Origin of the sequence: Mesorhizobium sp. M0029 (assembly GCF_040323735.1) — a bacterium.
GTDB lineage: Bacteria > Pseudomonadota > Alphaproteobacteria > Rhizobiales > Rhizobiaceae > Mesorhizobium.
On sequence record NZ_JAMYVF010000006.1, the window covers coordinates 94,257 to 106,568 of the forward strand.

The window sequence follows — 12,312 nt, forward strand, 5'->3', positions numbered from 1 at the left end:
ACGCGCTTCAGGTCTGTGTTTTTATGCATGTCGTTGTCTCAAAATCGGGGCCATTTTTGAGCGACATGGATTAAATCCCAACCCGCACCCATGGTTCCATGCGACTGTGCCCTGAGCAGATTTCCTGCCAGGAGCCGTCGCCGTGCCGGCCGATTGCAACCGCACCCGATCTCCGGCGTTTGGCTAGGCCACGAATGTCCACGAAATCTCGAACTGGATCCTCGATGCTAGAACCGCTTTATCTCAACCTTGGCCAGCATGACGCTTTGTCCGAGCAGGAAAAGGGGCTGCTGGCCGCCGCCATGACCATCGAGATGGATTTTGCCACCGGTCAGGACATCGTTTCAGAGGGATCGAGGCCAGGCTACAGCACGCTCATCATCGAGGGTCTGGCGGCGCGCTACAAGGTGCTGGAGGATGGCGGCCGCCAGTTCACCTCGTTGCAGGTGCCAGGCGATTTTGTCGATTTGCACGCCTTCCTGCTCAAGACAATGGACCATGGCATTATAGCTTTGTCGCCATGCCGGGTGATCGCCGCCGACCACAGTCGGCTAAGGACGATCACCGAACAGGCGCCTCATCTCAGCCGCTTGCTTTGGCTGGACACGCTCGTCGATGGCGCCATCCATCGGGAATGGATCGTGGCCATGGGCCGGCGGTCCAAGACTTCGCATCTGGCGCATCTTGTGTGCGAGCTGTTCGTGCGGCTCCAGGTCGTCAAGCAGACCAACGGCATGAGTTTCCGGCTTCCCCTGTCGCAGGCGGAACTGGCCGATGTGCTTGGGCTTTCGGTCGTCCACATGAACCGGGTCATCGGCGCGCTGCGCAAGATCGGTGTGATCGGCTGGGCAAATTACATGGTGACCATTCTGGACTGGCAGCAGCTGGTGGAAATCGCCGAGTTCGACCCGACTTATCTCAGCATGAACCGCGAGCCGAGATAGGCTATCCGGCGTTCGCCATGACATCGCAGGCAATCCGTCAGCCGGTCTTTCAACGATGCCCATCCAGCGACGCCAATTCGTCGAGCATGGCAAGGGCGGCACTTGGCTTCGCCGGCTTCAGCAAGCCCTGTTGGGCGGCGGCATTCTGGAAAGCGGCAAAGGCGATGTCCGGGCGGCAAATGCCGTTCAACGCGTCATCCACCAGCCTGTCGGCCGCCTTGTAGGCCGCCGTCTGCTTGTTCTTCCATGTTCCGCCTAGCGCCCTCCTGGCGTCGGCGATCGACGACACCGTCATCGCGCTGCCGTCCACGAATCTGATCGTCAGGGGCAGAAAACGGCTCATGCGCTCACCATCCAAACCATTCGCGCCTCGCCCGGATCGATCTCATCACTTGCCTCCTTGAAAACGGGATCGCCATAAACGAGGAAATCACAAACTGGTTGCAGCCCGGCGAGCTACATGTTGCTTGCCGGCCAGATCGGCCGATGCGGACGATAAGGCGGCCGCGGCGCCGGCTTCAACGGGATGTCGGCGAGCGAGTTGCGGATCGGCCTGAACAGTATCGGCGAAGACGCGGCGCGGCGGTGCAATACCGCGGCTGACAATTTGGCAATCAGATTTCGAACGTCCATGGGACACCTCGAGCGCGTTGAGAGTCCCCCCATCGCGATCACCTACCACCTCACGCCCAGCATCCGCATTTAACTTTGATATAGGCCGGACGAATACGCGCCGCGCGCAATGTCTGCCGCCGAGATTCTGCCGATCCTCGGCGGCGGCTATTGAGGGCGGTGCCAGGCTGGCGGTCACGCATCCCAGCAGCGACGTCGCGGACGCTGCTGCAACCGGATGAATTTTCGTGCATTCTTGTGCATGGCCACAATGCTTCGAACCGACACGCCGGCAAAATGCTGCTCCTATTGCGGTTCGCGAGAGCATGACTACGAGGATTGTCCGAAGCGTAAAGCAGAGGCGGAGCGGCAGTGGGAAGGCCAGGCAAAGCCCGGCGCCGAATCCGAGGCGACGGCCGAAGTCTAGCTGGGCTCGAACAGCTCGATCACGTTGCCGGACGGGTCTTCACAAAGAATCTGTCGCCCGCCCGGACCTTCGACGATCTGGTTGCGGAACCGCACGCCGGCCTCGACCATCTTAGTCACGATTGACGGCAATTGCTCGACCTCGAGCACGAAGCGGTTCCATCCGCCCGGCTCGGGTGTCCGGCCGTCCGGCATCGGCCTGGCTGCCGACGCCAAGGGACCGGCGAGCCAGAGCGAGAGGTCGCCGCGCGTCAGGATGGCCATCGCCGGACCGAATTGCTGCTTCAGCGCGAAGCCCAGATAGCTCGTATAAAACGCGATGGACAGATCGACATCGCGGACCAGATATCGGACGGACACCATTCGCAGGCTCCCTCACAAACGCCCCTCCCGAGAGATAGCTGGCGGGACAAGTCGGGGCAAGCCCGCGCGCACGCTTCGGGCGCCTACGGTGCGATTGCGTGGTCGGCCTGTCTGTCTCTCACGAAGGCCGTCAGCAGCTCCATTCCCGCCGGCCAGTCGCCCAGCCCGCTATTGCTGTTGATGTGACCAAGCGGCCCGGCGATGTGCAGTTCGCTGCCCCATTGTGTGGCTTTCTCACCGGCATAGCCGTTCGGATCATAGGGATCGTCGGTGCTGGCCACGATCAGCGAGGGGAAGCGAAGCGGCCCGCGCGGCGTATCGGCGAAGGGAATTCCGTAAGCGGGATAGACCGGCGAGGCCGGGTCGGGAACCGCAACCAGAAACGCCCCGCCGATCCGACGGCTCGACACCGCCTGCCAATGCGCGACCAGCAGGCAGCTGAGACTGTGGGCGACGAGCACCGGCGGGGTCTGTGCCTGTGACACCGCGACGTCCAGCGCCGCCACCCAGTCGTCGAAATCCGGCAGCTCCCAGCTTGCCGGGCTGAAGCGGCGCATCGCGGGGTCGGCCTGTTGCCAGCGTGTCTGCCAGTGGGCCTCGCCCGATCCGCCGCTGCCCGGCAGAATGATGAAGTCGGTCATGGAAAATCCTGTTTCTTCGCCGCAGATGATGTCCCAATCCTAGGGCTTCTCCTTGTTCGCGGAATGAGAGATCATCGGAAAGCGACGAAGAATTCCGATGGATTGAAGGTGTTCATGGCAAACGGCGATTACCGGCCACGGCTCGACCCGACCGACATGGCGATCATCGAGATCATGCAGGAGGACGGCCGCATCGGCATTTCCGAACTCGGCCGCCGCGTCGGCCTGTCCCAGCCCGCGACGTCGGAGCGGGTGAAGCGGCTGGAGGAGCGCGGCATCATCGCCGGCTACCGGGCCGCGATCGATCCCACCGCCCTTGGTCTCGGCACCATGGCCATGATCCGCCTGCGCACCACGCATGAGCACATCCAGACCTGCCTGAAGAAATTCGCGGCCATGCCGGAAGTGGTTGAGGTGCTGCGGGTGACCGGCGAGGATTGTTTTCTGGTCAAGGTGGTCGTCCCGTCGCCGCCCGACCTCGAAAGCATCGTCGACGCCATCGGCCGCTACGGCGCGGTGACGACCAATGTGGTGCTTCGGGCCGAGCCGCCGAAGCGGCTGGGGCGGGAACTGATGGCGAAGCTCTGAGCGGCCACGCGCGGCAAGAGGATTGCAAGCGCCTCCTTTTGCGAGGTCCGGCTTTGCCGGGAAAGAATTTCGCGGGCTGGTGTAGGATCGGAGGCGTGGCGCCCGTCCTTGGGACGAACCCGTTGCAAACCTTTGGAGAACATCATGGAAGCCGTTCAATCGCCGTGGCAGACCGCGGCCATTCTCATCGCCCGCCTGACCCTGGCCGCCATGTTCGCGATGGGGGCAGCGTTCAAGTTCATGGATATGAACATGACCGCCGGCTACATCGCCGCCGCCGGCTTCCCGTTCCCGCTGTTTCTGGCCTGGTGCGCCGCGATCCTCGAAACGCTGCTGGTGATCGCCTTGCTGACCGGAGCGTTCTTCACGCCGGCCGGCGTGGTCGCCGCCGTCTACGTGGTCTTCCTAGGCTTTGCCTTCCACGGTCCGTCGCACTGGGCCGGCAACCAGGCCGAGTTCGGCGCCTTCATGTCCCATTTCCCGTTCGCCGCCGGCCTGCTGTTTGCCGCCGTGCATGGACCGGGCAGCGTGCTTGCCTCGAAACTTGGCCGAGGGTGAGGCCCCGCGTCGGCAGACCGCCTCACATCTGGTCGTTGTAGGGTTCCTTCATCTGGCCGACCATGCGGGCCAGTTTCGAGAAGGACGGCATGTCCGCCTCCGGCTGGCATTGATTGGCCAGTTCCAGCAGTCTGATCGGAAAGTTGACGGCGTCGCGGTTGGACTCCGACATGCCGTCGGACCGCTCCTCGCCGGTTTCGATGGCCTCGGCCTTGCGCAGCGCGATGTCGATATCCTCGACCGTGAGCAGGCCCTTGCGCACCAGCACCTGATTGATCGAAGCGACGGCCATCAGCAGGCCTTCGAGTTGCAGATTGGCGACGTTCATTGCTGTTGCTCCCATTTGGCTCACGCTCAACGCATGAGCCGCTGTTACGATCCGGACGGGGATGCAAGCGATAGGCGTCGGCCGATGGCCTGCGCTACTCTTCCATCCAGCGGCGGCCATATTCGGCCCACAGCGCCTTGACCTCCCGGCTGCCGAGGCGCGGGGCCGAGCCGTCGCCATAGGCGATCGAAACGCCGCTGATGTCGTAATGGGGATGGGCGTCGATGACGAAGCGGATCGCCTCGCCGAGCGGCCTTCTGCCGATGACCGGATCGGCCTGGCCTTGGCCGACGCTGCGAACGCCCGAAACAGTGGCTGGCGCTTGCCGCATCCTGAACACGGATGCCATGGCTGGTTTGTCCATCCCGCTCTCCCCCGAGTTGGAGTGGAATGATTCCATAAGAGCCAGCTAATGACCAGTCGCTAGACGGCCTGTCGAAGGCTGCGTCTTGTATCCTGCAGCCGGTTGAAGGACTGTTCAGGCCAGCGGATCCGCCGCCGGCGGCCTGGCGGGAAGGCCGAGCCTTGTCCGCTCGCCGTCGGCAAACTCCTCGGCCGCTTCCTGGGCCATGAACAGATGCTGGGTCACCGTGCCATTCTCGGCAACCAGCACCGCCCATTGGCGGCGGTCGACACGTTCCACGCGAACGTCATTGGGCTCTCCGGCCACCACGATCGTCCTCCAGCAGGCGTACGGCACGGAGGGGGCGTGCGTTTACGCCTTGGTCTTGCTCTTGGCCGGTGCCTTGGCGGCCGGGGCCTCGGGTGTCCTGATGCCGAGCCCGAACTCCTTTGCCAGCTCCGATCGTTTGGCGGCGTAGCTGGGCGCCGTCATCGGATAGTCACCGGGCAGGTCCCATTTGGCGCGATAGGCTTCCGGCGTCATGCCATGGGCGGAGCCGAGATGGCGCCGCAGCGACCTGAACTTCTTGCCATCCTCGAGGCAGTAAATGAAATTCGGAGTCACCGAGCGCTTGCGGTTGACCGCGGGCTCAGGCGCAGGTTGCGGGGGAGCGACGGGATTGTCCACGGCCGCGAGCGCTGCATTGACGCTCTCGATCAACGCCGGCAGGCTATCCGGCGGCACAGAATTGTTGCGCACGAATGCCGCGACGATGTCGGCGGTCAGATTTATATTTCGGATTTTGTCCTCAGACATGGCTTCTTTTGCCCCCTTGATGCCAAAGGGCAAATTATCAGACAACATCCGCCGACGGCATGGCACTTTAGAACATATGCATATGACTTGACGCCGGATGTGGTAGCGCTAGCATCGCCGAGTCTCCGATCGATGTCGATGTAGGAATTCTTTCCTGACATATCTTGACCGGTGAGGGCAGCTATGCTATGATTTGTTCATGGTGCTGATTTGCGCCAGCAACCCGCCGCCGAGGCGGGTTTTTGTTTCATGCCGGCTTGGAAACAATAACGGCCAGTGACGCGAGTTTTCCCTCGCTCAGGCTGCTTATGTAGTTTTTTCGCCGATGCACGAACTCGGCGCCGAGCACGATCTCATTGGCCTGCTGCTGGGCCGGCGAGGGCACGATGCCGGAATTTGCCCGTTTCAACGCCAGCTCGACATGATCGCCGGTTTCGTCGATGACATCGTCGACCCGGAATCCGGCTGAAGCAAACAGGGCCTTCAGGGTTTCGCGGTCGACGAGATGGCTGGCCACAGGCGACACCGCCCAAGGCAAGGGATAGTGAGGCTCGCCGTCCGCCAGCACCGCCTCGGTCCAGACAAGCCTGGCCTTCGGCTTCAGTACGCGCCAAGCTTGCCCGATGACCGCCGCCTTGTCGGCGATATTCATGCCGACATAGAAGCAGATCGCCGCGTCGAATGTGTCGTCCGCAAAAGGCAGCCTTGTCGCATCGGCCTCATGAAAACGGACTTTGTCACTTAGGCCGCAGAGCTCGGTCAATCGGCGGGATGCCTCGACGAACGCCTGCGTCAGGTCGACGCCGTCGACGCTGCACCCATAGGTCTCGGCAAGGAACCGGGCCGGGCCGCCAATGCCGCTGCCGATGTCCAGAACCCGATCGCCAGCGGAGGGCGCAAGACGCGCGGCATGCTCCTGCGTGGCGATCAGCTCGCGGCCATGAAGCTGATCGAACGGATAGAGTTGTTTGGCTGCGAGGCTGCCGGCCCTGGCGTCCGGCACAGCCGACAGGATGCGCTCGACGATGCCGCCGCTGCCATAGTGACTGGTCACATTGCTCATTGCGCTCTCCGACGAGACGCAGCATCCCATCGATGCTGCCCTTGCGCAATGCGCGGCCGCGCCAAGACGCGGCTTTGACCGAATTAGGAATTATTTCCTTTTTTGTATTGACGGGTGAGGGCAGCTTTGCTATTATTTACCCATGGTGCTGATTTGCGCCAGCGACCCGCCCACAAGGCGGGTTTTGTTTTCCTGATGCCCACAACGTGCGGATATCGGATGTCGGCGGGACAGCACCCCCCTCTGGCCTGCCGGACGTTCGTCGTTCGGAAAGCCAAGCAATTGGCTTTCCGTCCGCTGCGCGGACCACTCCTCAACCCCCACACGGGGGGAGATCGGACTGCCGCTTTGCTTTCGCCAATCGTCAGCGCTGCATATTGGTCGCGACCTGGAGCTGCCAATCTCCCCCCTAGAGGGGGAGATGTCCGGCAGGACAGAGGGGGGAACGCTATCTTCGGTTCATTCTGCCTTATCCGCGAGGCCTCCCTTGTCCAACCGCTATGCCACCATCATCACCGACGATGACGGCCGCGAGGTCGTCAGCGCCATTGGCGTGTTCGAGGGCACCGCCTCGCAAGCGCGCATCGGCCGCGTCGAGCCGGTCGTGCCGGGCGTGCTGATCGGCATGGTTCGCGGTGGCCCTGTCGATGCAGTCGGCGGCTTCGGTTTTCCGCGCGGCACGCACGACGGCCGGGCGATCGCCCTTGCCAGGGCAACCCTGAAAGCCGCGCCCGCCGGAAAACGCCACGCGCCGGCCGCTGATGCGGCCCGCAAGGCCCCTCCAAAACGGTCAAGGGCAAAATCGGCTCGGCGCAAGTCCGGCAAGATCAAGTCCGGCAAGATCAAGCGGGCAAGGCCGGCAAAGCAGGCGAAGCAGGCAGCGACCGCCGAGCCCGCAGGGATCTCGGATCATGGCTGACCGGACGGCGCCGCGTTCTCGTCCTGGCCGCAAGGCGACTGCCGCCGCTGCCAAGCCGAAGCGGACGAAGAAGACGCTTGGCGATGATTTCCTCGACGCGGTGCGCGCCGACTTCCGCGCCCATGGCGCCGGCGTCATTGCCGCGGTCCGGGCCGACAAGCCCGACCAGTATCTGAAGATCGTGCAATCGGTGCTGCCCAAGGATCTGGCCAAGGATTTGCATGTTTCATCTGACCTGGAAGCCCTGAGCGATGACGAGATCCGCCGCCGCATCCGCGGCCTCGAAGCCGTCCTCGGGCCGTTTGGCGACCAGCCTGAAGGCGCGCCGTCACTATCTGGCGCTGCTGCAGGAGCTGGACCGCAGGCGCAGGACTAACCAGCTTGCCGCCTACCGGCCTTATCCCAGGCAGGCGGAGTTTCACGCCGCCGGCGCGCAGAACCGGGAACGTCTGTTCATGGCCGGCAACCAGCTCGGCAAGACCAGGGCCGGCGGCGCCGAATGGGCCATGCATCTCACCGGCCGCTACCCCGCGTGGTGGCAGGGCAAGACCTTCGACACCCCCGTCAGGCTATGGGCTGCCGGCGTGACGGGCGAGGGCACGCGCGACAACCCGCAGCGCGTGCTGGTCGGCCCGCCGCAGCAGCAGGCGGCATGGGGCACCGGCATGATCCCGGCCAACGCCATTTTGCACACGACCATGGGCCGCGGCGCCCCGGGCGCGCTCGACAGCATCGTGGTGCGCTGGGGCGGCGGCGGCGACGTGCAGGCCGATGAATCGGTGCTTTCGTTCAAGAGCTATGAGAAGGGCCGCGAAAAGTGGCAGGGCGAAACCCTGCACGGCGTCTGGTTCGACGAGGAGCCGCCGCTCGATATCTATTCCGAAGGCCTGACCCGCACCAACGCGACGGGCGGCATCACCATCGTGACGTTCACGCCGCTGCTTGGCATGAGCGATGTGGTGCTGCGGTTTTTGACGGGTGAGGTGCGCGCTCTTCCTTCCCCCCTTGTGGGAGAAGGTGGATCGGCGCGATAGCGCCGAGACGGATGAGGGGTGTTCCAGCGGAGTGAGGCGTCGGCGTTCCCTGGAACACCCCTCATCCGTCACCTTCGGCGACACCTTCTCCCACAAGGGGAGAAGGGAAGACCCGCCGCGCTCCGGCCCAAAAATATCGTGCGCGAACAAAGCCATATCACGGCATCCCGAATCAATCCGGCAGGCCCCATGACCCGTCACGTCACCTTCATGACCATAGACGACGTCGAACACTATTCGCCGGACGAGCGTGCCGCGATCATCGCCGCCTATCCCGAACATGAGCGCGAAGCGAGGGCCAAGGGCATTCCGGTGCTGGGCTCCGGCCGCATCTTTCCGCTTCCCGAAGAGCTGATCGCCTGCGAGCCGTTCCGGCTGCCGCGCTACTGGCCGCGGATCGGCGCGCTCAATTTCGGCTGGGACCATCCGTCGGCCGCGGTCGAGCTTGCCTGGGATACGGAGGCCGACGTCGTCTATATCTCCAAGGCGGCCCGAGCCTCGCAGCAGACGCCGGCCATGCAGGTGCTGGCGCTGAAGCCTTGGGGCGAATGGCTGCCATGGGCATGGCCGCGCGACGGCCGCCGCGAGACGCTGGAAGGCGCGGGCACCGCGCTTGCCAGACAATATGCCGCGCACGGGCTGAACATGCTTTCGAGCCACGCCCGCTTCGCCGACGGCTCGGTCTCTGTCGAGGCCGGGCTGATGGAAATGCTCGACCGCATGCAATCCGGCCGCTTCAAGGTGTTCTCGACGCTGCTGTCCTGGTTCGAGGAATTCCGCCTCTACCACCGCAAGGACGGCCAGGTGGTCAAACTGCGCGACGATCTGATGGCCGCGACCCGCTACCGCAAGCTGACGCTCGCCTATGTCAGTGGCGCCGGCACTTTGCCGACGACGGCCAACGGCATCTGGCTGATGTTCGACCGGGCCGGCGACAGAGGCGCCGACGGGACGGGAGTAGGAGATTTTTTGGGGCCTGCGTCTTCGGCAACCGACAATATTGTCACTTTCGCGGGCACGACGGGCAAGGTGGGGAAGGATAGTGGGATCGCGGTGTCCAGCCTGGCGCCGAAGGCCAGCCCGACATTTACCGGAACGCCAACGGGGCCGACCGCAGCGCCTGGAACGAATACCACGCAATTGGCTACAACGGGGTTCGTCAAGGCTGGGTTTGATCTGAAACTTGATAGCCGACCCAACCTTGGTGTCGTCGCGCAGACGATCACCGATTGGAACAACGCCCTGGACAATGGCTGGTATGTGGCCTCGGCGGCGGCTAATGCGCCAGACGGCGTAAACTGGTTCCTGGGGTTTGTGGAAGCGCACGGAAGCACTGGCTACCGGACGCAGACGGTGCATGATTTCGTCAACGACACTACGGCGGCAGACCAAAAGCTATGGCGGCGCAGGCAGGCTGGCGGTGCCTGGGGAGGATGGATCAAGCTGCAATGGTCGCAGGCCGAACAGGATGCACGCTATGTCCAGTCGTCCGCGGCGTTGCTTCAGAAGTGTTATGAAAGCCCGCAACAGACCATCACGAATGCCGGATCACTGACGCTAGCGCATGGACTCGGCGTCAAGCCAAAAAACTACTTTGCCGTGCTGCAATGCACTACGGCAGATGCCGGGTATTCCATTGGAGACGAAGTACTGGCTAATCCGGGCGGCGGTACAGGCAACAAAGGTCTATCGCTGGTCCCGGACGCCACCAACATCAATGTGCGGTTTTCGTCCACCGCTGTTGATATCACCGCCAAAGGCACCGGCGCAGGCACCACAATTACCAACAGTAGCTGGAGGCTCGTCGTGAGAGCGTGGGCCTAATTATTAGCGGCTTCTCTCCTGGCCTGCAGCAGATCCTGCTGAGCGCAGTATTTCTCGTAAGGCGACCCCGTATACCGCGAAATGTATATGTCTACGCTTACCGATACGGGCAAACAGCCAAAAAGAAGCCGCCTGTCGATAGCAGCCATCCGGCACCGCAACATAGGCGCCAAGAGCGACAAGGGTCGTGTCCCATCAGGTGGTGTAGCTCGGCGGTAGCGAAGTCGCTCACGAGCGCGCCGTTAGTAGCGCTGTAGCGAGCGAGCGGCGTGTGGGTGGTCATCGGCGCTTTCCGGTAGGGTTTGGTTGTTGGAGAAGTCCCCGGATGCCGATCTGCTGCGGGAGATGATCGGCTTTGCCGCCGAGCGACTGATGCAAATGGAGGTGGGCGCGGCCACCGGCGCCAGCTATGGCGAGAAGAACCCGCTGCGGCTCGCCCAGCGCAATGGCTACCGCGACCGGGACTGGGATACGCGGGCCGGCACGGTCGAGCTGCGCATCCCGAAGCTCAGGAAGGGTAGCTACTTCCCAGGTTTCCTCGAACCGCGCCGCATGGCCGAGAAGGCGCTAACCGCCGTCATCCAGGAAGCTTATGTGCAAGGCATCTCGACCCGGTCGGTTGACGACCTGGTCAAGGCCATGGGTATGAGCGGCATATCCAAGAGCCAAGTCTCGCGGCTGTGCGAGGAGATCGACGGGGAGGTGAAGGCCTTCCTCGATCGGCCGATCGAGGGCGATTGGCCATACCTGTGGATCGACGCCACTTACCTGAAGGTCCGCCGCGGTGGGCGGATCGTCTCGGTCGCCGTTATCATCGCCGTCGGCGTCAACGCGGACGGCCGGCGCGAGGTACTGGGCATGGAGATTGGCACCTCGGAGGCCGAGCCGATCTGGACAGAGTTCCTGCGCAAGCTGACACGTCGCGGCATGCGCGGCGTCAATCTCGTCGTCTCCGATGCTCACGAAGGCCTCAAGGCGGCCGTCACCAAGGTGCTGTGCGCGCACATGACAGAGGTGCCGCGTCCACTTCATGAGGAACGTGCTGGCCCATGCCGTCAAGAGCGGCCGCAGGGTCGTCTCAGCCTTCATCCCCACCGCTTTCGCCCAGGAAACGCCCGAGGCCGCGTCCGTACAATGGCGCGCCGTCGCCGACCAGATCCGGCCGAAGGTGCCGAAGCTGGCGACAATCATGGACGACGCCGAGCCCGACGTGCTGGCCTACATGACCTTCCCCAAGGAACATCGCGCCAAGCTCCACTCGACGAATCCGATCGAAACTCTCAACGGCGAGATCAAGCGGCGCACCGAGGTCGTCGGTATCTTACCGAACGACGATGCGATCGTGCGCCTCGTCGGCGCAATCCTGCTCGAACAGAACGATGAATGGGCAGTGCAGCGGGCCAGATATATGACTCTGGAAACGATCAGCCAGATGAGCGATGATCCCCTGATCAGCCTTGCCAGCCGTGGCGCGCTGATCAGCCCGGCCCCATGCCGGAGAGCACGGCGACTAATGCCGCCAGCTACACCACGCCGCGGGACACGATCGCGACAAGTGCCGCCAGTCCAATTTGCAGGGACTGATACCGGTACAAAAGCCACATCTAAAAGCCCTTTCCAATTTTGAGGCGACACCATGACAAAATACTTCGTTGATGGCAATGGCGCCTATCTCGGCGGCTTTGATGGTGAAGACCTCGAGCTTCCTGAAAATGGCATCGAAGTGCCTGAAGCCCCAGAAGATGCGCGTCAAATATGGGATGGCTAGGCTTGGAGTGCTGCCCCGGCAGTCCGCCGCATTGTGCTGAAATTCGTAGTGCAAGCGCATCATCGACGGCGGCAAGACGCCGCAG

At 63.1% G+C, this 12,312-nt stretch carries 16 protein-coding genes and 2 pseudogenes; 9 read left to right on the top strand and 9 right to left on the bottom strand.

What is annotated here, in order from left to right; all coding sequences use genetic code 11:
* The first annotated feature begins 224 nt into the window (after positions 1-224).
* Positions 225-944, top strand: coding sequence for a Crp/Fnr family transcriptional regulator (locus tag NKJ76_RS12635; RefSeq protein ID WP_023671436.1), 720 nt, complete (start codon positions 225-227; stop codon positions 942-944).
* Positions 945-993: 49 nt separating this feature from the next.
* Here the strand turns inward: NKJ76_RS12635 and NKJ76_RS12640 are convergent, their stop codons facing one another.
* The 4 genes from NKJ76_RS12640 to NKJ76_RS12655 all read right to left on the bottom strand — a co-directional run bounded on the left by NKJ76_RS12640 (position 994) and on the right by NKJ76_RS12655 (position 2,986).
* On the bottom strand, positions 994-1,287 hold the full coding sequence (locus NKJ76_RS12640; RefSeq protein ID WP_023685943.1) for a DUF982 domain-containing protein: 294 nt from the start codon (positions 1,285-1,287) through the stop codon (positions 994-996).
* 113 nt (positions 1,288-1,400) lie between these two features.
* On the bottom strand, positions 1,401-1,577 hold the full coding sequence (locus NKJ76_RS12645; RefSeq protein ID WP_023671438.1) for a hypothetical protein: 177 nt from the start codon (positions 1,575-1,577) through the stop codon (positions 1,401-1,403).
* 402 nt (positions 1,578-1,979) lie between these two features.
* Complete coding sequence (locus tag NKJ76_RS12650; RefSeq protein WP_023697758.1) at positions 1,980-2,345, bottom strand: VOC family protein; 366 nt, start codon at positions 2,343-2,345, stop codon at positions 1,980-1,982.
* 83 nt (positions 2,346-2,428) lie between these two features.
* Positions 2,429-2,986: an RBBP9/YdeN family alpha/beta hydrolase gene (locus NKJ76_RS12655; protein WP_023697757.1), complete on the bottom strand. Its 558-nt coding sequence runs from the start codon at positions 2,984-2,986 to the stop codon at positions 2,429-2,431.
* Positions 2,987-3,100: 114 nt separating this feature from the next.
* Between NKJ76_RS12655 and NKJ76_RS12660 the strand changes: the two genes are divergently transcribed.
* Together NKJ76_RS12660 and NKJ76_RS12665 are read left to right on the top strand one after the other, a co-directional pair.
* Positions 3,101-3,574 (top strand): Lrp/AsnC family transcriptional regulator, encoded by a 474-nt coding sequence (locus tag NKJ76_RS12660; protein ID WP_023693744.1) that lies wholly within the window; start codon positions 3,101-3,103, stop codon positions 3,572-3,574.
* A 144-nt stretch (positions 3,575-3,718) separates the two neighbouring features.
* Positions 3,719-4,132 (top strand): DoxX family protein, encoded by a 414-nt coding sequence (locus NKJ76_RS12665; protein WP_352537563.1) that lies wholly within the window; start codon positions 3,719-3,721, stop codon positions 4,130-4,132.
* Between the two features lie 22 nt (positions 4,133-4,154).
* On the opposite strand, the gene NKJ76_RS12670 is transcribed toward NKJ76_RS12665, so the two are convergent.
* The 5 genes from NKJ76_RS12670 to NKJ76_RS12690 form a co-directional block, all read right to left on the bottom strand.
* A complete protein-coding gene (locus tag NKJ76_RS12670) occupies positions 4,155-4,460 on the bottom strand; it encodes a hypothetical protein (protein WP_023671444.1) in 306 nt (101 codons plus the stop codon).
* A 94-nt stretch (positions 4,461-4,554) separates the two neighbouring features.
* Positions 4,555-4,824 carry a hypothetical protein gene (locus NKJ76_RS12675; protein WP_023697755.1) on the bottom strand — a complete coding sequence of 90 codons (270 nt, stop codon included), beginning with the start codon at positions 4,822-4,824 and terminating at the stop codon, positions 4,555-4,557.
* Positions 4,825-4,938: 114 nt separating this feature from the next.
* Positions 4,939-5,133, bottom strand: coding sequence for a hypothetical protein (locus NKJ76_RS12680; RefSeq protein ID WP_023689866.1), 195 nt, complete (start codon positions 5,131-5,133; stop codon positions 4,939-4,941).
* Between the two features lie 42 nt (positions 5,134-5,175).
* Complete coding sequence (locus NKJ76_RS12685) at positions 5,176-5,619, bottom strand: Ros/MucR family transcriptional regulator (RefSeq protein WP_023671447.1); 444 nt, start codon at positions 5,617-5,619, stop codon at positions 5,176-5,178.
* Positions 5,620-5,866: 247 nt separating this feature from the next.
* Entirely contained in the window at positions 5,867-6,682 is an 816-nt protein-coding gene (locus tag NKJ76_RS12690; protein ID WP_023727105.1) for a class I SAM-dependent methyltransferase, read from the bottom strand.
* 487 nt (positions 6,683-7,169) lie between these two features.
* Between NKJ76_RS12690 and NKJ76_RS12695 the strand changes: the two genes are divergently transcribed.
* The 6 genes and pseudogenes from NKJ76_RS12695 to NKJ76_RS12720 all read left to right on the top strand — a co-directional run bounded on the left by NKJ76_RS12695 (position 7,170) and on the right by NKJ76_RS12720 (position 12,227).
* Positions 7,170-7,601, top strand: a complete 432-nt coding sequence (locus NKJ76_RS12695) for a hypothetical protein (RefSeq protein WP_352537564.1) — start codon at positions 7,170-7,172, stop codon at positions 7,599-7,601.
* Positions 7,594-7,977 carry a hypothetical protein gene (locus tag NKJ76_RS12700; protein WP_352537565.1) on the top strand — a complete coding sequence of 128 codons (384 nt, stop codon included), beginning with the start codon at positions 7,594-7,596 and terminating at the stop codon, positions 7,975-7,977. The genes NKJ76_RS12695 and NKJ76_RS12700 overlap by 8 nt, the downstream gene beginning before the upstream one ends.
* A pseudogene (locus NKJ76_RS12705) lies at positions 7,904-8,575 on the top strand (terminase large subunit domain-containing protein); the annotation flags it as partial. The gene NKJ76_RS12700 and the pseudogene NKJ76_RS12705, both read left to right, overlap by 74 nt.
* 249 nt (positions 8,576-8,824) lie before the next feature.
* The gene (locus NKJ76_RS12710; protein ID WP_352537567.1) at positions 8,825-10,459 is read left to right on the top strand and encodes a phage terminase large subunit family protein; all 1,635 of its coding nucleotides are present in this window, start codon (positions 8,825-8,827) and stop codon (positions 10,457-10,459) included.
* A 345-nt stretch (positions 10,460-10,804) separates the two neighbouring features.
* Positions 10,805-11,924 (top strand): annotated as a pseudogene (locus NKJ76_RS12715) (IS256 family transposase); the annotation flags it as partial.
* Positions 11,925-12,095: 171 nt separating this feature from the next.
* Complete coding sequence (locus NKJ76_RS12720) at positions 12,096-12,227, top strand: hypothetical protein (RefSeq protein WP_280790706.1); 132 nt, start codon at positions 12,096-12,098, stop codon at positions 12,225-12,227.
* The last annotated feature ends 85 nt before the right edge of the window (positions 12,228-12,312 follow it).

Bases quoted from the DNA above. Each gene is read 5' to 3' on its own strand.
- NKJ76_RS12675 (WP_023697755.1), bottom strand. From the start codon at position 4,824: ATGGACAAACCAGCCATGGCATCCGTGTTCAGGATGCGGCAAGCGCCA.
- NKJ76_RS12700 (WP_352537565.1), top strand. From the start codon at position 7,594: ATGGCTGACCGGACGGCGCCGCGTTCTCGTCCTGGCCGCAAGGCGACT.
- NKJ76_RS12645 (WP_023671438.1), bottom strand. From the start codon at position 1,577: ATGGACGTTCGAAATCTGATTGCCAAATTGTCAGCCGCGGTATTGCAC.
- NKJ76_RS12690 (WP_023727105.1), bottom strand. From the start codon at position 6,682: ATGAGCAATGTGACCAGTCACTATGGCAGCGGCGGCATCGTCGAGCGC.
- NKJ76_RS12720 (WP_280790706.1), top strand. From the start codon at position 12,096: ATGACAAAATACTTCGTTGATGGCAATGGCGCCTATCTCGGCGGCTTT.
- NKJ76_RS12670 (WP_023671444.1), bottom strand. From the start codon at position 4,460: ATGAACGTCGCCAATCTGCAACTCGAAGGCCTGCTGATGGCCGTCGCT.
- NKJ76_RS12640 (WP_023685943.1), bottom strand. From the start codon at position 1,287: ATGAGCCGTTTTCTGCCCCTGACGATCAGATTCGTGGACGGCAGCGCG.
- NKJ76_RS12635 (WP_023671436.1), top strand. From the start codon at position 225: ATGCTAGAACCGCTTTATCTCAACCTTGGCCAGCATGACGCTTTGTCC.
- NKJ76_RS12665 (WP_352537563.1), top strand. From the start codon at position 3,719: ATGGAAGCCGTTCAATCGCCGTGGCAGACCGCGGCCATTCTCATCGCC.
- NKJ76_RS12710 (WP_352537567.1), top strand. From the start codon at position 8,825: ATGACCCGTCACGTCACCTTCATGACCATAGACGACGTCGAACACTAT.
- NKJ76_RS12650 (WP_023697758.1), bottom strand. From the start codon at position 2,345: ATGGTGTCCGTCCGATATCTGGTCCGCGATGTCGATCTGTCCATCGCG.
- NKJ76_RS12685 (WP_023671447.1), bottom strand. From the start codon at position 5,619: ATGTCTGAGGACAAAATCCGAAATATAAATCTGACCGCCGACATCGTC.
- NKJ76_RS12655 (WP_023697757.1), bottom strand. From the start codon at position 2,986: ATGACCGACTTCATCATTCTGCCGGGCAGCGGCGGATCGGGCGAGGCC.
- NKJ76_RS12660 (WP_023693744.1), top strand. From the start codon at position 3,101: ATGGCAAACGGCGATTACCGGCCACGGCTCGACCCGACCGACATGGCG.